Here is a 22294-nt window from a genome sequence, read left to right as displayed (position 1 = left end):
GCCATCATGAAATGGCTGGGGCGGCAGGATTCGAACCTGCGTATGCGGGAATCAAAATCCCGTGCCTTAACCAGCTTGGCGACGCCCCAGTATTTGTTTGATCCGTCTATCCCAGAACTTCGTCCGCTTCCATCAATCCGCAGGCACCGCACCGGCATGTCGCTTCAACGACGACAGCAGGGGCGACACGTCGACGCCACCGGCGACATGCGCCGTGAACGCCACCGGACACTGCCTCGCCACCGCCTGCGCCCGCTCCATCGAACGCAGCTCCAGGAACACGCAACCGCCGCTGCCGGAAAGTCGCGCCTGGCCGAAACCGTCCAGCCAGTCCAGCGCCGCAGCCACCCGCGGGTGCCGCGCGCACGCGACCGGCGCGAAGGCGTTTTCCGTCGTTTCGCCTGAAGCAAAGGATGAAATTGTCGCCCGCGGGGCATTTCGTGTCAATTCAGACGCTTGAAACAGCGCCGCCGTCGGCACTGCCTCATGGGGGTCGAGCACCACGTAGTGGCGCGGCGGCAGCGCCAGCGACGTCAGCTGCTCGCCCACCCCCTCGGCCCAGGCCGAGCGTCCGCGCACGAAGACCGGCACGTCGGCGCCCAGCTGGCGTCCCAGTTCGGCCAGCGCATCCTCGTCCAGGCCCAGCCGCCACAGCTGGTTCAGCGCCACCAGCACGGTGGCCGCATCCGAGCTGCCGCCACCCAGGCCGCCGCCCATCGGGATGCGCTTGTCCACCTCGATGTCGGCACCCAGCTTCGTCGCGGCGTGCCGCTGCAACAGGCGCGCGGCGCGCACCACCAGATCGTCGGCCTCGGCCACGCCCGGAATGCCCCGCGCGCGCCGGATCTCGCCGTCATCGCGCACGCGCAGGCGCACTTCGTCACCCCAGTCGAGCAGGCGGAACACGGTCTGCAGCTCGTGGTAGCCATCGGCCCGTCGCCCTACGATGCGCAGGAACAGGTTCAGCTTGGCCGGCGCCGGCCACACCGTCCATTCAGCGGACGCGGGAGGCGTCAGCGGGCGGCTCATGAACACGCGCAAGGTGTCGGGAAAGCCGTTCTCGCGATCGCGCTGGCGGGCAAACGCAAAGGCGGGATCGTGCTTGTCGACCACGACAAAACCATGCTTCGCGTAGAACGGCGCATTCCACGGCACGTCGGCCAGGGTGCCCAGGTCCACCCGCCGGTAACCGGCCGAACGGGCCCATGCGCAAGCATGTTCCAGCAACGCCGCACCGATCCCGCGCCGGCCGTAGAGCGGCAGCACGTCGATCTCGGCGATGCCGATCGCACCGGGTTCCAGCTCCGCGTCCAGCCAGACGAAGCCCACCGGATCGCCGGCTTCGCCCAGGGCGACCCAGACCAGGCCGCGGCCGATCGCCTGCAACAGCTGTTCGGGCGGCATCGACAGCGCCGCATAGCTTGTCCATGCCGGATGCCCGCGGAACAGGTGCACGGCCTTGCGTTCGATCGCGCACAAGGCCTCGACCTGGCCGGGTTCAGCGCGTGCGATGGAAAAGGACATGCTTGCGTTCCGGGATTCGCCGAACGATCGGCAGGCGATCAGGGGCGCAAAGACTAACCCAGCCGGGCGAAGTTACTGAAACTGCCAGGACTCGATCGACAGCTTCACCTTGTACGGCGGCCGGGCGGCGAACACCCGGGTCGGCAACGGCGGCTGCCGGGTCTCGTCCCAGGCGCGGTAGTCGACCGTCCAGCCATCCTGTTGCAGCAGCGAGGGCAGGCGGTTCTCGCCGAAGCTCAGCTCGGCCGGGCCACTGTCCGCACGCACGCCCAGCACCCAGGCGCGCAGGTCACGCAGCGGCACCTCCCAACCCAGCGCCTTGCGCATCAGCGCCTCGGCGTCCGGCCCCTGCAGCGCACCATGCTCCAGTCCTTCCAGCACGGCGCCGTCGGGACCGCCGCTGAGGCGGAAATTCATCCCGCTGATCGCCGGTCCGCGCAAGGTGAATTCGTAGCGCTCGCCATCCTGGCGCCAGCTGAAGCTGCCGCTGCCGCCGTCCTTGCCATTGGAAATGCCCAGCCTTCCCTGCAACGACCAGTGGTCGGCATGCGCCAACGCCTGTTCGCGCGCCAGCTGCGCGTTCAACAGGCTTGCATCACCCTTCACCCGCACGGCCTGCGGTACGCAGGCGGCCAGCGACAGCACGGCCACGGTGGCGAAAAACGCCTGCCAGCCCCTCATGGATGCAGCCGCTTCAGCGCCTGCTGCAGGTTGTCGTTGTGCGGATCGAGCTTGCGCACCTCGTCGAAGACCCGCTGCGCATCCTGCCTGTGGCCTTGCTGCCACAGCACCTCGCCCAGGTGCACGCCGACGTCGGCGTCCTTGCGGGCCAGCCAGGCGCCGCGCAGCGTCTGCACCGCCTGGTCGAGATGACCGAGGCGGTACTGCAGCCAGCCCCAGGAATCGGCGATCGCCGGATCATCGGGCTTGGCCGCGCGGGCGGCGCTGATCAGCCGGGTGGCTTCGGGCAGGTCGCGGTTCGCATCGGCCAGGGTGTAACCCAGCGCATTGCTGGCATCGACGTCGCCGGGCTTGAGTTTCAGCAGGCGCTCGAAATCCTGCACGGCCTGATCCACCTGCCCGCCCTCGGCGTAGGCCAGGCCGCGGCCGTACAACAGGCCCGGATCATCCGGTACCACCTGCAGTGCGCGACTGAACGCCGCCTCCGCCTTCGCATAGTTCTGCTCGGTCAGGTACAGCTCGGCGTCGGCCTGCCAGGCCTGGCGCAGTGGCTCGGGCTGGTCGAGATAGGCCAGCTGCAACTGCTCCAGCAGCGCGTGCGCGTCGCTGCGCTTGCCCTGCCCGTGCAGGATGATCGCGCTGCGCAGGTCGGCGTCGAATGCGTGAGCGTCGTCGTCGCCCACCTGGTCGTACCAGGCCAGTGCCTCGGCCGGCTTGTTCTGCATTTCGGCTAGCTGGCCCAGCAGGTAGGCGCTGTGTTCGCGCACGTCGGTCGGCGCGTTCTGCAGTTGCCGATAGAGCGCCGCCAGCGCCTTGTCGTCGTGCAGATGCGCGGCCAGTCCCGCGCGCATCGCGTAGGTGTCCGCGTTCTGCGGACCCTGCGCCAGCAGCTTGCTGGCAGCGGCGTAGTCGCCCGCCTGGCCCAACATGCCCGCGTAGGCAAGCCGCAGCCGGGTGTTCTGAGGCTCCTTCACCAAGGCCTTCTGCAGCAGGGCGGCGGCGCCGGCACGGTCGCCATCCTTGAATTTCATCTGGGCCGCCCAGGTATAGGTCTCCGCCGTCTGGAAACGCTGCATCGCGGCGGTGGCGATCTGCACGGCGTAGGCGTGACGGCCCAGGCGATCACCCAGTTCGCTCATCGCCAGCCAGGCCTGGGCATCGGCCGGCAGTCGCTGCGGCGTGGCCAGCGCTTCCAGCAGCCGGCCCGCCTGGGCCTGGTCGCGCGCACCCACCAGTACCCGGCCGAACTGGCGCCAGGCGTCCTTGTCACTGCTGCCGACCAGAATTTCCAGCTGGCGACGCGCCTCGGCGGTGTCGCCGACATCCAGCGCCAGCTGCGCCCGCGCCTGGGCGATCGCGGCGGGCTTGGCGCCCAGCGCCTGCCAGCGCGCCAATGCGCGCCGGGCCGCCTCATCGTCGTGCACGGCGATGGCCAGGCCAGCCGCGCGCTCCGCCACCTTCGGGTCATTGCTCAAGGCCATCGCCTTGTCGTAGTGACCGGCGGCAGCCTTGAGGTCGGTGCGGGTCAGCGCCATCTCGCCAGCCAGCAGCTGGGCCAGCACGTCGTGGTCGACATCCGGCGTGGCTACCACCAGCTGCGCCAGCGGTTGCGCCGGAGCGGCGGCCTTGACGGTCGAGCGCAGCGGCGCGCCGGCGCAGGCGGCCAGTCCGAGCGCCATGGTCGCCACTGCCGTAAAATGCCGCACTTGCTTGAACTTGCCGGGCCCGCTCCGCACACTACTCTCCATCCACATGCCTGCCTTGACCGTGCCGGTCACCACTTCGCGGCGTTGCGCCAAGCTTAGCCTACGCCGCCGGATCGCCGCCGCCGAGATGTTCCGACCACCATGCCGCTGATCGCCCTCGGGCTCAATCACCTCACTGCGCCGGTCAGCCTGCGCGAACAGGTGGCGTTCGACGCGGACGCCGCCGGCGACGCCCTGCGCGCGCTGGTCAGCGAGCCGGGCGTGGAAGAGGCGATGATCCTGTCCACCTGCAACCGCACCGAGCTGTATGTCGGCACCGCCGCCGGTGCCGAGGACATCCCGCGGGCATGGCTCAATCGTCATCATCATCTGACCCCCGGCAAGCTCGATGAGTTCCTGTACCGGCACGACGAAGACGACGCCGTGCGGCACATGTTCCGCGTCGCCACCGGGCTGGACTCGATGGTGCTGGGCGAACCGCAGATCCTGGGCCAGGTGAAGGACGCCTACCAGCTGGCGCGTGGCGCGCAATCGCTGAAGGCACCGATGGACCGGCTGCTGCAGCACACCTTCGCGGTGGCCAAGCGCGTGCGCACGGACACCCGCATCGGCGCGCACACGGTATCGGTGGCGTTCACCGCGGTGCGCCTGGCCGAGCAGGTCTTCACCGACCTGAAGCAGGCCTGCGTGCTGCTGATCGGCGCCGGCGACACCATCGAGCTGGCCGCGCGACACCTGGCCGAAAAGCAGGCGCGCCGCATCATCGTGGCCAACCGCACGCCGGAGACCGCACAGGAGCTGGCTGGCCGTTACGGCGGCTACGCGATCGCCCTGGCCGACCTGCCGCAGCACCTGGCCGAAGCCGACATCGTGATTTCCTCCACTGCCGCGCGGCAGCCGATCGTGACCCGCGCGATGGTCGAGCAGGCCATGCTCGCGCGCAAACGCCGGCCGATGTTCATGGTCGACATCGCGGTGCCGCGCGACATCGAGGCCGACGTGGGCGAGCTGCCCGATGTCTACCTCTACGGCATCGACGACCTGCGCCAGGTGATCGACGAAAACATCCGCTCGCGCGCCGCCGCCGCCCACGACGCCGAGGCGATCATCGACCTGCAGGTCGACCGCTACATGGCCTGGCGCCGCGCGCTGACCGTGCGCAACCCCGCGCTGGACATGCGCCAGCACGCCGAGGTGTATCGCGACGAAGTGCTGCTGAAGGCCCGCGGCATGCTGGCCCACGGCAAGTCACCGGAGGAGGCGCTGGCCTTCCTCGCCAACACGCTGACCAACAAGCTGCTGCACCACCCCAGCGCCCGCCTGCGCGAGGCCGCGCTGAACGGCGACCTCGACCTGCTGCACGCGGCGGGGCGGCTGTACGGTCTGGACGAAGACGAAGACGGGCGGGCCACCCGGGGCGAATAGCGAGGGCGGCTGGCTGCCGCGCACCGGAAGTTCCTCGCCGTACAGCGGCCTCGCCTTCATCCGTCCCACTCGTTCCCGGCCTGCCATGACCCCATCGATCCGCCGCAAGCTCGAGGCGCTGTCCGAGCGTCACCATGAAGTCGGCCTGCTGCTGTCGCAGCCGGACGTCCACGCCGACAACAACCGTTTCCGCGAACTTTCCCAGGAATACGCCCAGCTCGAACCGGTCGCCGCGTCGCTGCGCGAACACGACCAGACCGAGCGCGAACTGGCCGAGACGCGCGCCATGCTGGACGACCCCGAACTGCGCGAGATGGCGGTCGACGACGTACGCCGGCTGGAACAGCGGCTGCAGGATCTGGATGGTGAACTGCAGTTGCTGCTGCTGCCGAAGGACCCGCGCGACCAGGCGAACCTGTACCTGGAGATACGCGCCGGCAGCGGCGGCGACGAGGCGGCGATCTTTGCCGGCGACCTGCTGCGCATGTACCTGCGCTACGCCGAAAGCCGTCGCTGGCACGTCGAGATCCTCAGCGAGCACGCCGGCGAACACGGCGGCTATCGCGAAGTTGTGGCCCGCGTCGAAGGCAGCGGCGCGTATTCCCAGCTGAAGTTCGAATCCGGCACCCACTGCGTCAAGCGCGTGCCGGTCACCGAATCACAGGGCCGCGTGCACACCTCGACCGCCACCGTGGCCGTGCTGCCCGAACTGGACGAGATCGACGACATCACGATCAATCCCGCCGACCTCAAGACCGACACCTTCCGGGCCTCCGGCGCCGGCGGCCAGCACGTCAACAAGACCGACTCGGCGATCCGCATCACCCACCAGCCCACCGGCACCGTGGTCGAATGCCAGGAAGAGCGCAGCCAGCACAAGAACCGCGCCCGCGCGATGAGCCTGCTGAAGGCGCGCCTGCTCGACGCCGAACGCAGCAAGCAGACCGCCGAACAGGCCGAATCACGCCGCCTGCAAGTCGGCACCGGCGACCGCAGCCAGCGCATCCGCACCTACCGCTACAAGGACAACCTGGTCACCGACCACCGCATCGGCCTGAACCTGTACAGCCTCGCCGAGATCATGCAGGGCGACCTGGCCGAACTGATCGACACGCTGACCCGCGAGCACCAGGCCGACCAGCTGCAGGCGCTTGGCGGCGGCTGAAAGCCGCAAGGCGGCACCCGCACTTCCCGTGGCACAACACTCGCTCCTCCCCTGCTTGCAGGGGAGGGTCGGGGAGGGGGCGCTCTTCGCCGAGCCAGGGTCAAAAGCTCACCCCCTCCCGACCTCCCCCTGCTGGCAGGGGGAGGAGCAGAACCCAGCTGCGTGCCAGTGGGCAACGAAAGCCGCCCTGCTCCCTCCCCTGCTTGCAGGGGAGGGTCGGGGTGGGGTCGCTCCTGAACCTCACCCTCACGCCGCGGCGGGTTACCCTGCACGCGACATGGCATCCGGCGAGGCGATCATGGGCAAGCGCTACCGCAAGGCAATCGGGGAACTGCAGCTCGAACTGGTGCGGCTGCAGCATGGCCTGCGCAGCGGCGGCAAGCGCCTGCTGGTGATCTTCGAAGGCCGCGATGCGGCCGGCAAGGGCGGCACCATCAAGGCGATCACCGAAAGCCTGGACACTCGCGGCTATCGCATCGCCGCACTCGGCAAGCCCAGCGAGGAAGAAGCCACCCAGTGGTATTTCCAACGCTACGTCGCCCACCTGCCCAGCGCCGGCGAGTTCGTGCTGTTCGATCGCAGCTGGTACAACCGCGCCGTGGTGGAACCGGCGATGGGCTTCTGCACGCCCGCCCAGCACGAAGCGTTTCTCGACGCCGTGCCAGCCTTCGAGAAGCTGCTCGCCGACGACGGCATCATCCTCATCAAGTACTGGCTGGCAGTGGACCAGGTCGAGCAGGAGCAGCGCTTCGCCGAGCGCGCCGACGATCCGCTGAAACGCTGGAAGCTGTCACCGGTGGATCTGGCCGCGCGCCAGAAATACGCCGAGATGGGCAAGCTGCGCGACGTGATGATCGAACGCACCCACGCCGACCACGCACCGTGGTTCGTGGTCGATTTCAACAACCAGAAGCGCGGCCGGATCAACCTGATCCGCCACCTGCTGCAGCAGGTGCCGCTGCCTGAGGAAGCGGTGCCCAAGGTGAAGTTGCCCAGGCTGAAGGGCAAGCCGCGAGGCGAACATGTCACCGACAAGGCGCTGTGGGTGCCTGACACGTTCCGGGAATCGGCGGACTAGAGCTGCCCCGAACACGATCGCCCAGGGTCCTTCGACTTCGCTGCGCTGCGCTCGGGACGAACGGAGTTGCCAGGGTGTGTGGCCGATTCACCCGCCCGTACGAAAGCCTTGCAACTCCTGCTCCGGCAGCTCTTCGCGGACGACCGCATCGACCCGCGCCGCCGGCGGTCCCTGCCACAGCCAGCGCTCCAGTGCCTCCAGCGCTTCGGCCGAGCCGCTGGCCAGCACCTCGACGCTGCCGTCGCGGCGGTTGTTCGCATGCCCGGCGACGCCGAGCGCCACCGCCTGCTCGCGGGTGCTGGCGCGGAAGAACACGCCCTGTACCCGTCCACTGACGATGAAGCGCGCCGTCGGCATCACGGCGTGGCCATCACGGCTGGCCGATCAGCGCGGCCAGCGACGCCTCGGTCACCGGCCCCACGATGTGTTTGGCCACCTTGCCGTCCGGACTGATCAGGTACGTCGTCGGCAAGCCTCGCGGCTCGTCGAAATCCTTCGGCGGCTTTTCCAGCGTGACCTGGGCGATCGGGTACACCACGGGATGCCTGGCGATGAAGGCCTTGATGTCCGCCGGCTCGCTGTCGTCGTAGGCCAGGCCGATCGCGGCGACGTTCCTGTGGCCGGCCACGAAGCGCGAGATGTCCGGCATCTCCTTGATGCACGGCACGCACCAGGTCGCCCAGTAGTTCACGATCACCCATTTGCCGCGCTGCGCGGACAGGTCGAAGGTCTTGCCGTCCAGCGTGGTGACGTGCAGCGTGGGGCGCTCCGGCATGGCCGCCTGTGCGGCCAGGCCGAAGGCGAGCGCCAGGCCGAACACGGCGGAGCGGAACGAGGCGGAATGCAGCAGGGTCATGCGGGGAGTTCCTCGGTGTCAGCCGCCACCGTGGCGGCCGGGGGATAGATTTCGTCGAGCCGGGCGCCCAGTTTCGCCTTCAGCTCGGCCGCCAGGTCGGCCAGCATGGCAAGCAGTTCGGGCGGCAGTTCGATGCCCAGCGTCGCCGCCTCTTCCACTGGCTGCAGCGGCAGGCGGTAGTCGGTGTGGCGGTAGACGCGCAGCAGGTCGGTGCTGTCCAGGCTGCGGCACAGCAGCCAGCCGCCGGCTTCGCCACGCTGGATCAGCTCGGCCTGGTCGAGGTCGTCGAAATAGGCCGAGATCAGCGCACTGCGCAAATACGGCTCGCGTACCCGCAGGTCGGCCGGGTCCACGCAATCGCCGCGCCGCTGCGCCTCCACGAAATGCCGCAGCACCACCAGCAGGCCGAGGAACTCGGCGCCCTCGGGCAGGGTTTCCCTGGGCGCGTGATACTCGAAAGCCGAGGCGGACGCGGCGATCGACGCGGCCAGGATCACGATCACCCACGACAGGTAGATCCACAGCAGGAAGATCGGGATCGCCGCCAGCACGCCGTAGATCTGCTGGTAGGTCTGCGCGTGCTGCACGAACTGGCCGAAGCCCCAGCGCGCGATCTCGAACAGCACCGCGCCCAGCAGCGCACCGATCGCCGCGTCGCGGCGCGACACCTTGCAATTGGGGATCGCCGCATACATCAGCCACAAGGTGAAGAACGTCACCACGAACGGCAGCACGCTGAGCAGGCCCTGGGTCAGCGCGCCGAACTGGTCCACCGCGTTGTGCAGCAGCGGCGCGGCCGTCACGTAGGACGTCGTCGCGATGCCGCCGACCACCAGGATCGGACCCAGTGTCAGCGCCGCCCAGTACAGCAGCAGGCGCGAACCCCAGCTGCGCGCCTGGTGCACGCGCCAGATCCGGTTCAGCCGGTCCTCGATGCTGATCATCATCGACAGCGCACTGAACAGCATCACCAGGATGCTGATGCCGGTGAGCTTGCTGGCGTTCGCGGCAAACCCCAGCATGGTCGCCTGCACCGCCTCGCCGGTGGACGGCACGAAATTGTTGAACACGAAATTGATCAGCGTGTCGCGCGCCGGCTGGAACACCGGGAACGCCGAGAACATCGCCAGCACCGCCACCGTCAGGGGCACCAGCGACACCAGCGTGGTGTACGAAAGCGCGCCGGCCGTCTCGAAGCACTTGTCGTCGATGAAGCGCTGCCAGATGAAGCGGCTGAACGTCCTGGTGCGGTCGCGATTGAAACGCCGGATCATCACGGTCCTCTCGTCGCTGAGCCCATGCGGGCGCCGACGATGACCACCAACATGGTGGGTATCGGCCGGTACACTAGCGTATTGGCCGTGAAAGCCTCAAACGCCCGAGTCGACGCTGCATGAATCATGAAATCCTGGTCCTGTACTACAGCCGCAGCGGCCATACCGCGCAGCTCGCGCGGCTGATCGCCCGGGGCATCGAGGAAGTGCCCGGCATGCGCGCGCGCCTGCGCCAGGTGCCGCCGGTGGCGCCGGTGACCGAAGTGGCCCAGCCGCCCGAACCCGAAGACGGCGCACCCTACGTGCAGAAGCAGGACCTGCTCGACTGCGTGGGCCTGGCGATGGGCAGCCCCACCCGTTTCGGCAACATGGCCGCGCCGCTGAAACATTTTCTCGACACCACCGGCGCCGAGTGGGCCAGCGGTGCACTGGCCGGCAAGCCGGCGATACTGTTCACCTCCACCAGCACCATGCACGGCGGCCAGGAAACCACCTTGCTGACGATGGCCTTGCCGCTGCTCCATCACGGCATGCTGATCGTCGGCCTGCCCTACACCGAACCGGCGCTCACCAGCACGCAGACTGGCGGCACGCCATACGGCCTCAGCCACGTGGCCGGCGCCAAGGGCGACAACCCGATCAGCGACCACGAACGCGAACTGGCCCGCGCCCTGGGCCGCCGCTTGGCGGACGTGGCCCGCCGACTGGCGGCCACGCCATGAGCGCCGCCACGCGCGCTCCGATCCTGCCGGTCTACCGCCTCGGCCTGATCGCCTGGGCCCTGCTCGTCGTGCTGCAACTGGTCTGGCACGCCTGGCTGTTCCCGCCGCAAAGCATGCCGGTCACCCTGCTGCTGGCAATCACCGCCGTCCCCCTGCTGCTGCCCCTGTTCGCCCTCCGCGACGTGCGCCGCGCCCTGCTCTGGGTCGGCATCCTCAGTTTGTTCTACTTCTGCCACGGGGTGTCGGAGGCATGGAGCTCGGCAGGTACAGAGCGCTGGTTGGCGGTGGCGGAGGTTGTGCTGACGGTGTTGCTGATCGGGGCACTGGGAGCTGGGGTGAAGCGCAAGCCGCGCAGCCGGGACGCTGCATGATGCCTGGCGGGTTACCCGTCGATGCCACGCCCGAGGCTCGTCAGCCTGAAGCTGCGGGGCTGGACCGTCGACTCCCGTAATCTCGGAGCAGCTCAAGCTGCTCCCTTGTCGCGCCGTATCAGGGTCGCCAGTCACCGTCAGCGGTGCCATCCGGGCTCGCCAGGACGACCTTGTATCCATCCGGATCGCGCAGCCATATCTCCCAATGGTTCGGACCGCCTTCTCCATCGGGCGGGTTCCGCTGGCGGGGCGTCAGGATCTCGGCACCCAGGGCCTCGGCCCGAATGATTGCTGCGTCAATGTCGTCGACCTCGAACCAGAGGAGCAGCCCGTTACCGGGGGGAAGATTTGCCGGATCGCCGATCTGTCCGTGGTGATGCTCCACTCCCCAGCGATGCAGTTGCAGGACCAGCTCGCCGGAGGCCACCAGACGCTCATAATTCGGCCCGCCGTGGGCGCTCTGGCAGTTGAGCAAACGTCGATACCAGAGACTGCTCGCCTCGACATCTCTCACGCAGATCAATGGTTGTGGCCGCATAGCTCTGTTCCTCGTGCCTGAACGCTGCCGTCTTGGAGATTCCGTAGTCCAGGTGCAGCCGGCTCGCTTTCCGATCCCGCCTTTTCCGATCATGCCAGCGCAACGCGCCGAATGCCTGCGTGCCTATACTCGACACCTCGACTCTGGACGGAGCGCGCCATGGCCTTCCTGCAGGATCCGCCGCAACTTCTTCATCCCTATCGCAGCGACCGCTCGCTGCTGGCCCTGCTCGATCGCGCGCTGCCTGCGGAACGACGCGCGGCGCTGGATGCCGACCTGGATGCGCTGGGCGATTACGCGCAGATGGCGTGGCGTCGTGCGTGCAACACGACGCGGCGCAAGCCGATGCTGACGCAATGGGATGCGTGGGGCCGGCGGGTCGATCGCATCGAGCTGACCACGGCCTGGCAGGAAGGCCCCGGCATCACCACCCGCCATGCGGTGCTCGCCGCCGGCCATGTGGACAGCGAGCATGCGCGACTGGAGGAATTTGCCCGCGTCTACCTGTATCACCTGGCCAGCGAGTTCTATACCTGCCCGCTGGCGATGACCGACGGCGCCGCCACCGCGATCAAGGCGTCGGGCAACCGCGAGCTGATCGAGCGCGTGCTGCCGCGTTTCCTCAGCCGCGATGCATCGACGTTCTGGCTCAGCGGCCAGTGGATGACCGAGAACGCCGGCGGCTCCGACGTGGGTCATACGGAGACTGTCGCGCGACAGGATGCCGGCGGCCAGTGGCGGCTGTACGGGCGCAAGTGGTTCAGCTCGGCGGTGGTCGGCGAGGCCGCGCTGGCGCTGGCGCGGCCCGAAGGCGCGGGCAGCGGCACGGCGGCGCTGGCGCTGTTTTACGTCGAGACGATGGACGGAGATCGGCGCAAACCCGAACTGGTCATCGACCGGCTGAAGGACAAGCTGGGCACGCAGGAACTGCCCACCGCGGAGATCCATCTGGACGGCCTGCCCGCCTGGCCGCTGGGCGAACTGGCCCACGGCGTGCGCCAGGTGGCGCCGATGCTCAACGTGACCCGCACCTGGAACGGGATCTGCGCCGTGGCCAGCATGGCACGCGCGATCAGCCTGGCGCGCGACTTCGCCGCGCGGCGGCGGGCGTTTGGACGGCCATTGATCGAGCAGCCGCTGCACGCGCAGACGCTGGCCGACATGCAGGCGGAGTTCGAGGGCGCGTTTGCGCTGGCATTCGAGGTGGCCCATCTGCTCGGCCGCCTCGAACGCGGCACGGCCGCTCCGCACGAGGCCGCGCTGCTGCGCCTGCTGACGCCGCTGGCCAAGCTGTGGACCGGCAAGCTGGCGGTGCAGGTCTGCTCGGAGGCGATCGAATGCTTCGGCGGCGCCGGCTACATCGAGGACACCGGCCTGCCGCAGTTGCTGCGCGACGCGCAGGTGTATGCGATCTGGGAAGGCACCACGAATGTGTTGTCGCTGGACAGCCTGCGCGCGCTGGCCGGCGACAGCCTCGGTGCACTGCGCACGGCCAGCACCCACTGGCTGGACGGCAACGACGACATGCACGCGGCCAGCGCGATCCGGCAGACGCTGGACGCGGCCGCGCGCTGGCTCGACCAGCATGCGGCCGGGCGCGAAACCCTGGAATCGGGCGCCCGCGGCCTCGCGTTCACGTTGGCGCGTTGCGCGGCGGCGGCCCTGCTGGCGAGACAGGCGAGCTGGTCGAGCGCTCATGCGGACCCGCGGCCGGCGGCGGCGCTGCGCCGTTTCGTCCGCCTCGGCCTGGACCGGCTGGTGGCGCCGGACGGGGACAATACCGCGTTGTTGCTGGGCTAGCGCGCACCGCAGGCGGGCAATGTCCGCCTTGGGCGACCGCGTCCTGCGGCACGGAGGAGTCGGCACGGGTAAAATGCCGGGATTCCCTTCCACGGCCCACCAACATGCAGCATCTGACCATCGTCACCACCGGCGGCACGATCGACAAGATCTACTTCGACGACAAGTCGGACTACAAGATCGGCGCGCCGCAGATCGGCGAAATACTCGGCCAGCTCGGGGTGGCGTTCCAGTTCGACGTGATCCCGATCCTGCGCAAGGACAGCCTGCACATGGGCGCCGAGGATCGCGCACTGGTGCGCTCGACGATCGAGGCACAGCCGCATCGCCACGTGCTGGTCACCCACGGTACCGACACCATGGTGGAGACCGCGCGCGAACTGGCCAATATCAAGGGCAAGGTGATCGTGCTGACCGGCGCGCTGAATCCCGCCCGCTTCCAGGGCTCGGACGCGGTGTTCAACATCGGCTGCGCGGTGGCCGCGGTGCAGACCCTGCCCGACGGCGTCTACATCGCCATGAACGGTCGCGTGTGGGACCCGGCCAGCGTGCGCAAGAATCGCGACGCCAACCGCTTCGAGCCGGTGGGCTGAACTCCGGCGCTGTCGCCAGCCACGCCCCGCCTATCCAGCCATGCTCCCAAATGAAGAACCCCGGCCGAGGCCGGGGTTCCTGTTTACACCATCACGCGAAGGGCGTGAGGATCAGTTGCTGCTGGTGGTCAGGGTCACACCCGAGAACGTCTGATACGCACGCACCTTGATGTAGTAGGTGGTGTTGCTGGTCGGGGTGAACGTGCAGGTCTCGCTGTTGCCGGTCTTGTACGGACGGCAGTTGTAGCTGCTGGTGGTCGGCGCGCTGCCGGCCTTCACGTACAGATCCGCGTCACCGGTGCCACCGGCGATCGAGATGGTCGCCGTATGACCCGCGGTGACCGCCTGGGTGAAGGTCGCGGAGAAGTTGCCGGTGCTCACGGTCGGCAAGTTGACCGAGGTGCTGCCGCCACCGCCGCCGCCACCACCACCACCGCCGGTGCTGTACGAAGCCTTCACCGTGACGCCGGAGTAGGCCGCGTAGGCGTGGACCTTGACGTAGTACTTGCCAGCCACCGGAGCTGCCACCGTGCAGCTTTCGGCATTGCCGGTCTTGTACGGACGGCAATCGTAGCTGCTGGTGGTCGGCGCGCTGCCGGCCTTGGTGTACAGGTCGGCATCGCCGGTGCCGCCGGAGATCGACATCACCAGGTTGGTGGCACCGGCCGGTACCGTGATGAAGTAGTCGTTGTCGGCGCCCGTCGCCGCCGACACGCCGGTCACGGCCACGTTGTTCTGCAGCTCGGTGGTCGTGCCACCGCCGCCACCACCGCCGCCACCACCGGTGCCCGGGCAGGTCACGCCCACGCCGGTGAACGCCGTGATCACGTCATTCGCGTTGTAGCCCAGGTCGGTCGCCGCCGACTCCACGCCGCAGGCGCCGGAGTTGAAGGTGGAGGTCGCCGTCCAGTACGACTTGTTGGCCAGCGCGAAGGCCTGGAACGCCTTCTTCACGTCCCAGCCCGAGGTCTTGGCCAGCAGGCAGAATGCCTTGTTGTACACGCCGCTGGAGTAATGCACGTCGAGGCTGGAGGTGTAGTTGGCCGCGTTGTCGATCGAGCCGCCATCCTGCGGCGGGTTGCACATGTAGCGCAGCGCGTCGCCAATGCCGGCGCTGGTCTTGACGATGTCCGCACCGACCAGGAAGTCGGCCGAGCCACGGTCGTAGAACTCGGCCGCTTCACCGGCGATGTCCGAGTACGCCTCGTTCATGCCGCCGGACTGGCCGCTGTATTCCAGGTTCGAATTCTGCTCGGTGTAACCGTGGCTGATCTCGTGGCTGGTCACGTCCAGCGACACCAGCGGGTAGAACGTGCTGGCGCCGTCGCCGAAGTTCATCGCGCTGCCGTCCCAGAACGCATTCTCGTAGTTCGACTTGTAATGCACGTTCATGCGCAGCTGCATGTTCAGCGGCGGCGCGCCGGTGTAGGCGTTGTACATGTCATGCACCACGCCACCGAAATGGTGGGCGTCGTTGACCGGCGAGTAGGCGCCGTTGATCGCGTCGGTGTCGCTGTTGGAGCAGGTGAAGCTGACCACCGAACCACCACTGGTGCCGTGGTTGAGGTTGTAGGTCTTCACGTTGGTGTTCTGCAACGTGCAGGTGCTGCCGGACTGGGTCACGTCGAGCGCGGCGTAGTCGGTGCCGTAGATGTACTTGCCGGTCTTCTGGTTGCCGCCCGGGCCGGTCGCCGAGGCATCGGTCAGGCCGTTCCAGCTCTTGACCACTTCACCGGTGTTGGCGTCGATGATCGCGGTCGGACGCGACGGATTCGCGCCGTTGACGAAGTACGACACGCGGTAGACCAGGCGTGCAGTGCCATTGTCCTGCGGATACACGAACAGGTCGGTCTTCTGGTTGCTGATGGTGGTGCCACCGACCAAGGTGGTGTGCGCATGCGCCCGAAGTGCGGAGATCGCACGGGCGGCATTCAACTTCGGCGCCACCGAGCTCAGGCCGAGCTGGGCGTCCTGCATCAGTTCACCCGAGGCGCGCAGGGCATTGCCCTGGGCGTCCTGAACCACGGCAATGCTGCGGCCGTAGACCGGCACGCCGCGATACATCTGCTGCTGGCGCACGACCTTGTGACCATTGGCGATGCTGACGGCGCTGCGCGGTGCCAGCGACATGTCCTGACCAAGGTTGAGCTGCGCGGCCAGCGAGCTGGCCGGCACCGCACCGAGGTTCTGTGCATGCAGGGTCTTGGTGGTGGCGGCAGTGGCGACCGAGGCGGTGGCCACGCCGATCGCGGCGACCAGCAATTTCAGACGGTAATGATTGGGCATTTACAAACTCCTAGACAAAATTTTAGGGACAATCGGACCCGATGCGGTCACAAGGACCCCATGCAGATTTGCCGTGCGAGGCACGGCCCCTTCTTCGTGTGCTGTCTAGCGATCCCAAACTACATCCGTATCGCCTGCCCTCCCCCTGACATTCCATGTACAGGCAGCGCGTGGATGCGTAATTGCAAGACGACGATGGCGTCGCCAAAGGATCATCCGCCGACCTCCCCGGAAAGCGGATGCGACACGTTATTCCTCGGCAGGCAAGCTAGCTATCTGATTTTTTCCTACCCCGGGTGACAGACATCACAACCACGGTACGGGCGTGTTGACGAGGCGGAGCAGGTTCAGTTGCGTGAAGAGAAAGATTCGCTGGCGTGAAGCGATCTTGTTGCCCGTCGACGCACCGTCATGCGTACGGAATGACTTGCGAGAGCGCCTTCTGGCACGTCGGTGCACGAACAGGAAAACCCCGGCGGAAGCCGGGGTTTCGAGGGAACCTGTGGCGAAGCTGCGCCGGTCATGCCGGCGCAGCTTCGGCCGACCTCAGTTCAGCGTTTCCGTCAGCGTCACGCCGGAGAACGTCTGATACGCACGCACCTTGATGTAGTAGGTGGTGTTGCTGCCCGGGGTGAACGTGCAGCTTTCGTTGTTGCCGGTCTTGTACGGACGGCAGTTGTAGCTGCTGGTGGTCGGCGCGCTGCCGGCCCGCACGTACAGATCTGCATCACCGGTACCGCCGGAGATCGCGAAGGTCACGGTGTGGCCGGCCTGTACCGTCTCGGTATAGGTGGTCGACCAGTTGCCGGTGGTCACGGTCGGCAGGTTCACCGAATCGCTGCTGCCGCCACCGCCACCACCACCGCCGGTGCTGTACGAAGCCTTCACCGTGACGCCGGAGTACGACGAATAGCCGTGCACCTTGATGTAGTACTTGCCTGCGACGGGCGACGCCACGGTGCAGCTTTCCGAGTTGCCGGTCTTGTACGGGCGGCAGTCGTAGCTGCTGGTGGTCGGCGCGCTGCCGGCCTTGGTGTACAGGTCGGCATCGCCGGTACCGCCGGAGATCGACATCACCAGGTTGGTGGCGCCCGCCGGCACCGTGATGAAGTAGTCGTTGTCGGCGCCCGTCGCCGCCGACACGCCGGTCACGGCCACGTTGTTCTGCAACTCGGTGGTCGTGCCACCGCCGCCACCACCGCCGCCACCACCGGTGCCCGGGCAGGTCACGCCCACGCCGGTGAACGCCGTGATCACGTCATTCGCGTTGTAGCCCAGGTCGGTCGCCGCCGACTCCACGCCGCAGGCGCCGGAGTTGAAGGTGGAGGTCGCCGTCCAGTACGACTTGTTGGCCAGCGCGAAGGCCTGGAACGCCTTCTTCACGTCCCAGCCCGAGGTCTTGGCCAGCAGGCAGAATGCCTTGTTGTACACGCCGCTGGAGTAATGCACGTCCAGTCCGTTGTAGTAGTCGGCCGCGTTGTCGATCGAGCCGCCGTCCTGCGTCGGGTTGCACATGTAGCGCAACGCATCGCCGATGCCGGCGCTGGTCTTGACGATGTCTGCACCGACCAGGAAGTCGGCCGAGCCACGGTCGTAGAACTCGGCCGCTTCACCGGCGATGTCCGAGTACGCCTCGTTCATGCCGCCGGACTGCCCGCTGTACTCCAGGCCCGAGTTCTGCTCGGTGTAACCGTGGCTGATCTCGTGGCTGGTCACGTCCAGCGACACCAGCGGGTAGAACGTGCTGGCACCATCGCCGAAGTACATCGCGCTGCCGTCCCAGAACGCATTCTCGTAGTTCGACTTGTAGTGCACCTTCATCACCAGCTGCATGTTCAGCGGCGGCGCGCCGGTGTAGGCGTTGTACATGTCATGCACCACGCCACCGAAATGGTGGGCGTCGTTGACCGGCGAGTAGGCGCCGTTGATCGCGTCGGTGTCGCTGTTGGGACAGGTGAAGCTGACCACCGAACCACCACTGCTGCCGTGGTTGAGGTTGTAGGTCTTCACGTTGGTGTTCTGCAACGTGCAGGTGCTGCCGGACTGGGTCACGTCGAGCGCGGCGTAGTCGGTGCCGTAGAGGTACTTGCCGGTCTTCTGGTTGCCGCCCGGGCCGGTCGCCGAGGCATCGGTCAGGCCGTTCCAGCTCTTGACCACTTCACCGGTGTTGGCGTCGATGATCGCGGTCGGACGCGACGGGTTCGCGCCGTTGACGAAATACGACACGCGGTAGACCAGGCGAGCGGAACCATTGTCCTGCGGATACACGAACAGGTCGGTCTTCTGGTTGCTGATGGTGGCGCCACCGACCAGGGTGGTGTGCGCATGCGCCCGGAGCGCGGAGATCGCGCGTGCAGCGCTGAGCTTGGGCAGCACCGAGGTCAACCCCAGCGAAGCACCCTGCATCAGTTCACCCGAGGCGCGCAGGGCATTGCCCTGGGCGTCCTGAACCACGGCGATGCTGCGGCCGTAGACCGGCACGCCACGATACATCTGCTGCTGGCGCACGACCTTGTGACCATTGGCGATGCTGACGGCACTGCGTGGCGCCAGCGACATGTCCTGACCGAGGTTGAGCTGCGCGGCCAGCGAGCTCGCCGGCACTGCACCGAGGTTCTGTGCATGCAGGGTCTTGGTGGTGGCGGCGGTGGCGACCGAGGCAGTGGCCATGCCGATCGCGGCGACCAGCAATTTCAGGCGGTAATGATTGGGCATTGAATGAACTCCTAGACAATGACGGGGACAGGCGAGCCCGATGTGGCCACGAGGCCCCATGCAAGATTTGCCGTGCGAGGCACGACCCCTTCTTCAAGTTCTGTCTAGCGATCCCAAACTACATCCGTATCGCCTGCCCTCCCCCTGACATTCCATTGTGCAGGCAGTGCGGGGATGCGTAACTGCAAGACGGCGATCACGCCGCCAAAGGACCATCCGTCAACCTCCCCGAAGACGGATCGCTTTACCATAAGCTTCGACGCAAGCCGGAACAACCCGACTTTTTCCTACTTCGAGTGATCGATATCACAGCCGCGGCTCTCATCACGAAGACAGGCAAAAAGCGCGAAATCATCGTGAAGATGACGTGCACGAGCGCGCGCCAGCGCTGAGCGATGACGGTGCACGATCATGGGGTGCCGATGATCGGCAGGGACGCTCGCGTGCGCGGCTCAGCCCGAACCGCACCGATGAAACTCAGAGCATGCCGGTTTCGAGTTTCGCCGCGTCGGACATCATCGAATGCGACCACGGCGGATCGAACACCAGATCCACCTCGGCCTCGCTGATCGTGGGAATCATCTCCAGCTTGGTGCGCGCATCGTCGACCAGGATGTCGCCCATGCCGCAGCCGGGGGCGGTCAGCGTGAGCTTCACGTAGACCTTGCGTTCGCCGGATTCGATCTGCTCCAGGCTGAGGTCGTAGACCAGGCCCAGCTCGACCACGTTCACCGGGATTTCCGGATCGAACACGGTACGCAACTGCTCCCAGGCGAGCTTCTCCACATCCTCGTTGGTGGCGTTCGCCGGCACCTGGATCGGTTCGGGTCGCGGCTTGCCCAGCGCGTCGGCGTCGTCGCCGGCAATGCGGAACAGGTTGCCTTCCACGTAGACGGTGAAGCTGCCACCCAGCGCCTGGGTGATGTAGCCGATCTGGCCCGCGGGAAGCGTCACCTGCTCGCCCTGCGGCACCATCACGGCATTGCAGTCGCGCACCAGGGTGAACGGTTCGCTGCTCAGACTGAAACCACTCATGCCAACGCCAATCCTGTTTCGATGGGCGCGCACGTGCGTCGAACCCGGGTTGCCTATTATGCCGGCCACCGCGTGCGGCCGCTTGTCCCAGATCAGGCCTCGGCGGCCGAACTCAAGGGCCTGCGAGGGCCCGTGGCCCGGCGGCACGCTATGATGGCCGCTTTGCCCGATGGACGACGCATGCTTCCCGCCCCACTGAACCGCCACCACCGATGAGCACGCGCGTCGCCTTGCTGTATGCCTTTTCGCTGTTCAGCGCGGCCATGCTGGGACTGGCCGGCGGCGCGGTATGGATGGTCGTCTCGATGTATCTGCGCCATTCCGCGCCATGGCTGGCCCTGCCCATCGGCGGCCTGCTGGCGTTGACCATCCGCACCTGCGTGCGCCCGGCGGGCACCGGCGCAGCGCTGCTGGCCGCCGCCGCGACCCTGCTGGCCGCGCTTTACGTGAACGTGCTGATCGCCGGCGTGCTGATCGCGGGCAACATGGGGCTGGGCCTGATCGAGGCGATGCGCACCGCCGGCGTCGGCATGCTGTGGCAACTGGCGCGCATGGCCTTGTCACCCGCCGATTTCGCCTGGACCGGCCTGGGCATGCTGGTGGCAGCATGGCTGGCCTGGTGGCGACGTCGCCGGGGCTGAGAGCAACAGCGCCCGGACTGCTTCTCAGCCGTCCACGTCCTTCAGCGCCGTCACCAGTTCGCCCACCGCTGCCTGGCCGTCGCCGTACAGCATGCGGGTGTTGTCGGCGTAGAACAGGGCGTTCTCGATGCCGGCGAAGCCGGTGCCCCTGCCGCGCTTGATCACGATCACCTGCTTGGCGTTGCTCACGTCGAGAATCGGCATGCCGTAGATCGGCGAGGCCGGGTCGGTCTTGGCCAGCGGGTTGACCACGTCGTTGGCGCCGATCACCAGCGCCACGTCGGTGGTGGCGAACTCGGGGTTGATGTCGTCCATGTCGGCGATCAGGTCGTACGGTACGCCGGCCTCGGCCAGCAGCACGTTCATGTGGCCGGGCATGCGGCCGGCCACCGGGTGGATCGCGAACTTCACCTTCACCCCGCGCTTGATCAGCAGCTGGGCGAACTCCCACACCTTGTGCTGCGCCTGGGCCACGGCCAGGCCGTAGCCGGGCACGATCACCACGCGTTCGGCGTAGGCCATCATCACCGCCGCGTCGGCGCCGTCGATGGGTTTCTGCGCGCCAGTGATCGCCTGCGCCTCGCCGCCGGCCGCCCCGAAACTGCCGAACAGCACGTTGCCGATCGAGCGGTTCATCGCCTTGGCCATCAGTTGGGTCAGCAAGGTGCCGGCCGCGCCGACCACCATGCCGGCAATGATCATCGCCTCGTTGCCCAGCACGAAGCCCTCGAACGACACCGCCAGGCCGGTGAACGCGTTGTACAGCGAGATCACCACCGGCATGTCGGCGCCGCCGATCGGTAGCGTCATCATCAGGCCGAACAGCAGCGCCAGCGCGAAGAACACCAGGATCAGCGGCAGGCTGGCCTGACCCAGCACCAGCATGAAACCCGCCACGACGGCAGCGGCCAGCAACAACATGTTCACCCCGCGCTGGCCGGCGAACACGAAGCGCTTGTCCATCCAGCCCTGCAACTTGGCGAACGCCACCAGCGAGCCGGAAAAACTCACCGCGCCGATCAGCGCGCCGAGCACGCCCAGGGTCAGTTCGACCGGCGAGAGTGCCGGCGGCAACGCATTCACCGCCCACGCTTCCGGACGCAGCGGCGAGGTGTCCGGCACCGCATGCAGCATGCCCAGCCCGCGCGCGTAGCCGATCAGCTCGACCGCGCCGATCGCCGCCGCCGCGCCGCCACCCATGCCGTTGTACAGCGCCACCATCTGCGGCATCGCGGTCATCGCCACGCGGCGACCGGTCCACCAGGCGGCGCTCACGCCGATCAGCACCGCGGCGACGATCAGCCCCCGGTTGTGCATGTCGGGCAGGAAGAAGGTGGCCAGCACCGCCAGCAACATGCCGTAGCCGGCCCACACGATGCCGCCGCGCGCGGTGCGCGGCGAGCTCATGCGTTTCAGGCCCAGGATGAACAGCAGCGCCGCGATGAAATAGCAGGCCTTGATGGCGCCATGCCCGATAAAATCCGGCAGCCAGCTCATCACTTGGCCTCCTTGCCGGCGCCCGGCTTGCTGGACTTGAACATTTCCAGCATCCGCTCGGTCACCACGTAGCCGCCGGCGGCGTTGCCGGCGCCCAGCAGCACGCCGATGAAGCCGATGGCGATCTCGAACGGGGTGTCGGCCCGGCCTAGCGCGATCATGGCGCCAACCAGCACAATGCCATGCACGAAGTTCGAGCCGGACATCAGCGGGGTATGCAGGATCACCGGCACCCGCGCGATGATTTCATAGCCGGTAAACGCGGCCAGCATGAAGATGTACAGCGCCAGGAACCCGTCGATCATGACCCCACCCCGTCGGAACACCGTTGAGCCTGCATCATACGGGTGCCGGTCAACCCGTGCGAGCCTGCCGCGTTGAACCCCG

General features: G+C 67.3%; 20 protein-coding genes and 1 tRNA gene. 8 read left to right on the top strand and 13 right to left on the bottom strand.

Annotated elements, in window-relative coordinates:
* Window positions 1–12: 12 nt before the first annotated feature.
* The 4 genes from ABNK63_RS04625 to ABNK63_RS04610 form a co-directional block, all read right to left on the bottom strand.
* Window positions 13–89: transfer RNA gene (locus ABNK63_RS04625), tRNA-Gln, on the bottom strand.
* Between the two features lie 43 nt (window positions 90–132).
* Window positions 133–1524 (bottom strand): 4-(cytidine 5'-diphospho)-2-C-methyl-D-erythritol kinase, encoded by a 1392-nt coding sequence (gene ispE / locus ABNK63_RS04620; protein WP_350016828.1) that lies wholly within the window; start codon window positions 1522–1524, stop codon window positions 133–135.
* A 72-nt stretch (window positions 1525–1596) separates the two neighbouring features.
* On the bottom strand, window positions 1597–2205 hold the full coding sequence (lolB, locus tag ABNK63_RS04615; RefSeq protein WP_007806890.1) for a lipoprotein insertase outer membrane protein LolB: 609 nt from the start codon (window positions 2203–2205) through the stop codon (window positions 1597–1599).
* Window positions 2202–3884 (bottom strand): tetratricopeptide repeat protein, encoded by a 1683-nt coding sequence (locus ABNK63_RS04610; protein WP_350017189.1) that lies wholly within the window; start codon window positions 3882–3884, stop codon window positions 2202–2204. The genes lolB and ABNK63_RS04610 overlap by 4 nt, the downstream gene beginning before the upstream one ends.
* A gap of 168 nt (window positions 3885–4052) precedes the next feature.
* Between ABNK63_RS04610 and hemA the strand changes: the two genes are divergently transcribed.
* From hemA to ppk2, 3 genes are all read left to right on the top strand, one after another.
* Complete coding sequence (gene hemA, locus ABNK63_RS04605; protein WP_350016827.1) at window positions 4053–5336, top strand: glutamyl-tRNA reductase; 1284 nt, start codon at window positions 4053–4055, stop codon at window positions 5334–5336.
* An 85-nt stretch (window positions 5337–5421) separates the two neighbouring features.
* The gene (gene prfA, locus ABNK63_RS04600; protein ID WP_350016826.1) at window positions 5422–6501 is read left to right on the top strand and encodes a peptide chain release factor 1; all 1080 of its coding nucleotides are present in this window, start codon (window positions 5422–5424) and stop codon (window positions 6499–6501) included.
* 298 nt (window positions 6502–6799) lie between these two features.
* Window positions 6800–7579 carry a polyphosphate kinase 2 gene (ppk2, locus tag ABNK63_RS04595; protein ID WP_350017188.1) on the top strand — a complete coding sequence of 260 codons (780 nt, stop codon included), beginning with the start codon at window positions 6800–6802 and terminating at the stop codon, window positions 7577–7579.
* Window positions 7580–7666: 87 nt separating this feature from the next.
* Here the strand turns inward: ppk2 and ABNK63_RS04590 are convergent, their stop codons facing one another.
* Genes ABNK63_RS04590 through ABNK63_RS04580 form a run of 3 tightly spaced genes read right to left on the bottom strand, consistent with a single transcriptional unit; the run spans window position 7667 to window position 9709 of the window.
* The gene (locus ABNK63_RS04590; protein ID WP_007806900.1) at window positions 7667–7936 is read right to left on the bottom strand and encodes an acylphosphatase; all 270 of its coding nucleotides are present in this window, start codon (window positions 7934–7936) and stop codon (window positions 7667–7669) included.
* A gap of 13 nt (window positions 7937–7949) precedes the next feature.
* Window positions 7950–8435: a TlpA disulfide reductase family protein gene (locus ABNK63_RS04585; protein ID WP_007806901.1), complete on the bottom strand. Its 486-nt coding sequence runs from the start codon at window positions 8433–8435 to the stop codon at window positions 7950–7952.
* Complete coding sequence (locus tag ABNK63_RS04580) at window positions 8432–9709, bottom strand: YihY family inner membrane protein (protein WP_007806902.1); 1278 nt, start codon at window positions 9707–9709, stop codon at window positions 8432–8434. The genes ABNK63_RS04585 and ABNK63_RS04580 overlap by 4 nt, the downstream gene beginning before the upstream one ends.
* 119 nt (window positions 9710–9828) lie before the next feature.
* On the opposite strand from ABNK63_RS04580, the gene wrbA reads away from it, so the two are divergent.
* Together wrbA and ABNK63_RS04570 are read left to right on the top strand one after the other, a co-directional pair.
* Window positions 9829–10431 (top strand): NAD(P)H:quinone oxidoreductase, encoded by a 603-nt coding sequence (gene wrbA / locus ABNK63_RS04575; RefSeq protein ID WP_350016824.1) that lies wholly within the window; start codon window positions 9829–9831, stop codon window positions 10429–10431.
* Window positions 10428–10802, top strand: a complete 375-nt coding sequence (locus tag ABNK63_RS04570; RefSeq protein ID WP_350016823.1) for a DUF2069 domain-containing protein — start codon at window positions 10428–10430, stop codon at window positions 10800–10802. The genes wrbA and ABNK63_RS04570 overlap by 4 nt, the downstream gene beginning before the upstream one ends.
* Before the next feature lie 118 nt (window positions 10803–10920).
* Here the strand turns inward: ABNK63_RS04570 and ABNK63_RS04565 are convergent, their stop codons facing one another.
* On the bottom strand, window positions 10921–11340 hold the full coding sequence (locus tag ABNK63_RS04565; RefSeq protein WP_007806905.1) for a VOC family protein: 420 nt from the start codon (window positions 11338–11340) through the stop codon (window positions 10921–10923).
* A 159-nt stretch (window positions 11341–11499) separates the two neighbouring features.
* Between ABNK63_RS04565 and ABNK63_RS04560 the strand changes: the two genes are divergently transcribed.
* Both ABNK63_RS04560 and ABNK63_RS04555 read left to right on the top strand, forming a co-directional pair.
* A complete protein-coding gene (locus ABNK63_RS04560) occupies window positions 11500–13140 on the top strand; it encodes an acyl-CoA dehydrogenase family protein (protein ID WP_350016822.1) in 1641 nt (546 codons plus the stop codon).
* Between the two features lie 104 nt (window positions 13141–13244).
* Window positions 13245–13733, top strand: a complete 489-nt coding sequence (locus tag ABNK63_RS04555) for an asparaginase domain-containing protein (protein ID WP_007806907.1) — start codon at window positions 13245–13247, stop codon at window positions 13731–13733.
* A gap of 111 nt (window positions 13734–13844) precedes the next feature.
* Here the strand turns inward: ABNK63_RS04555 and ABNK63_RS04550 are convergent, their stop codons facing one another.
* The 3 genes from ABNK63_RS04550 to sufT form a co-directional block, all read right to left on the bottom strand.
* Window positions 13845–16019, bottom strand: coding sequence for a pre-peptidase C-terminal domain-containing protein (locus ABNK63_RS04550; protein ID WP_350016821.1), 2175 nt, complete (start codon window positions 16017–16019; stop codon window positions 13845–13847).
* Between the two features lie 546 nt (window positions 16020–16565).
* Entirely contained in the window at window positions 16566–18734 is a 2169-nt protein-coding gene (locus ABNK63_RS04545) for a M4 family metallopeptidase (protein ID WP_350016820.1), read from the bottom strand.
* Window positions 18735–19211: 477 nt separating this feature from the next.
* Window positions 19212–19769: a putative Fe-S cluster assembly protein SufT gene (sufT, locus tag ABNK63_RS04540; protein WP_007809473.1), complete on the bottom strand. Its 558-nt coding sequence runs from the start codon at window positions 19767–19769 to the stop codon at window positions 19212–19214.
* Between the two features lie 212 nt (window positions 19770–19981).
* Between sufT and ABNK63_RS04535 the strand changes: the two genes are divergently transcribed.
* Window positions 19982–20410: a hypothetical protein gene (locus tag ABNK63_RS04535; RefSeq protein WP_007809475.1), complete on the top strand. Its 429-nt coding sequence runs from the start codon at window positions 19982–19984 to the stop codon at window positions 20408–20410.
* A 24-nt stretch (window positions 20411–20434) separates the two neighbouring features.
* Here ABNK63_RS04535 and ABNK63_RS04530 read toward each other — a convergent pair whose 3' ends face one another.
* On the bottom strand, window positions 20435–21907 hold the full coding sequence (locus ABNK63_RS04530; RefSeq protein WP_350016819.1) for an NAD(P)(+) transhydrogenase (Re/Si-specific) subunit beta: 1473 nt from the start codon (window positions 21905–21907) through the stop codon (window positions 20435–20437).
* Complete coding sequence (locus ABNK63_RS04525; protein ID WP_007809479.1) at window positions 21907–22212, bottom strand: NAD(P) transhydrogenase subunit alpha; 306 nt, start codon at window positions 22210–22212, stop codon at window positions 21907–21909. The genes ABNK63_RS04530 and ABNK63_RS04525 overlap by 1 nt, the downstream gene beginning before the upstream one ends.
* Between the last annotated feature and the right edge of the window lie 82 nt (window positions 22213–22294).

It is taken from the genome of Rhodanobacter sp. IGA1.0 (assembly GCF_040208325.1).
In the GTDB taxonomy this organism is placed as follows: domain Bacteria; phylum Pseudomonadota; class Gammaproteobacteria; order Xanthomonadales; family Rhodanobacteraceae; genus Rhodanobacter; species Rhodanobacter spathiphylli.
Note: the sequence above shows the minus strand (reverse complement) of the source record. Positions and strands in the feature narration are given on the sequence as shown.

Coding starts and splice junctions, on each gene's coding strand:
- ispE (WP_350016828.1), bottom strand. CDS start 1,524: ATGTCCTTTTCCATCGCACGCGCTGAACCCGGCCAGGTCGAGGCCTTG.
- lolB (WP_007806890.1), bottom strand. CDS start 2,205: ATGAGGGGCTGGCAGGCGTTTTTCGCCACCGTGGCCGTGCTGTCGCTG.
- ABNK63_RS04610 (WP_350017189.1), bottom strand. CDS start 3,884: ATGGCGCTCGGACTGGCCGCCTGCGCCGGCGCGCCGCTGCGCTCGACC.
- hemA (WP_350016827.1), top strand. CDS start 4,053: ATGCCGCTGATCGCCCTCGGGCTCAATCACCTCACTGCGCCGGTCAGC.
- prfA (WP_350016826.1), top strand. CDS start 5,422: ATGACCCCATCGATCCGCCGCAAGCTCGAGGCGCTGTCCGAGCGTCAC.
- ppk2 (WP_350017188.1), top strand. CDS start 6,800: ATGGGCAAGCGCTACCGCAAGGCAATCGGGGAACTGCAGCTCGAACTG.
- ABNK63_RS04590 (WP_007806900.1), bottom strand. CDS start 7,936: ATGCCGACGGCGCGCTTCATCGTCAGTGGACGGGTACAGGGCGTGTTC.
- ABNK63_RS04585 (WP_007806901.1), bottom strand. CDS start 8,435: ATGACCCTGCTGCATTCCGCCTCGTTCCGCTCCGCCGTGTTCGGCCTG.
- ABNK63_RS04580 (WP_007806902.1), bottom strand. CDS start 9,709: ATGATCCGGCGTTTCAATCGCGACCGCACCAGGACGTTCAGCCGCTTC.
- wrbA (WP_350016824.1), top strand. CDS start 9,829: ATGAATCATGAAATCCTGGTCCTGTACTACAGCCGCAGCGGCCATACC.
- ABNK63_RS04570 (WP_350016823.1), top strand. CDS start 10,428: ATGAGCGCCGCCACGCGCGCTCCGATCCTGCCGGTCTACCGCCTCGGC.
- ABNK63_RS04565 (WP_007806905.1), bottom strand. CDS start 11,340: ATGCGGCCACAACCATTGATCTGCGTGAGAGATGTCGAGGCGAGCAGT.
- ABNK63_RS04560 (WP_350016822.1), top strand. CDS start 11,500: ATGGCCTTCCTGCAGGATCCGCCGCAACTTCTTCATCCCTATCGCAGC.
- ABNK63_RS04555 (WP_007806907.1), top strand. CDS start 13,245: ATGCAGCATCTGACCATCGTCACCACCGGCGGCACGATCGACAAGATC.
- ABNK63_RS04550 (WP_350016821.1), bottom strand. CDS start 16,019: ATGCCCAATCATTACCGTCTGAAATTGCTGGTCGCCGCGATCGGCGTG.
- ABNK63_RS04545 (WP_350016820.1), bottom strand. CDS start 18,734: ATGCCCAATCATTACCGCCTGAAATTGCTGGTCGCCGCGATCGGCATG.
- sufT (WP_007809473.1), bottom strand. CDS start 19,769: ATGAGTGGTTTCAGTCTGAGCAGCGAACCGTTCACCCTGGTGCGCGAC.
- ABNK63_RS04535 (WP_007809475.1), top strand. CDS start 19,982: ATGAGCACGCGCGTCGCCTTGCTGTATGCCTTTTCGCTGTTCAGCGCG.
- ABNK63_RS04530 (WP_350016819.1), bottom strand. CDS start 21,907: ATGAGCTGGCTGCCGGATTTTATCGGGCATGGCGCCATCAAGGCCTGC.
- ABNK63_RS04525 (WP_007809479.1), bottom strand. CDS start 22,212: ATGATCGACGGGTTCCTGGCGCTGTACATCTTCATGCTGGCCGCGTTT.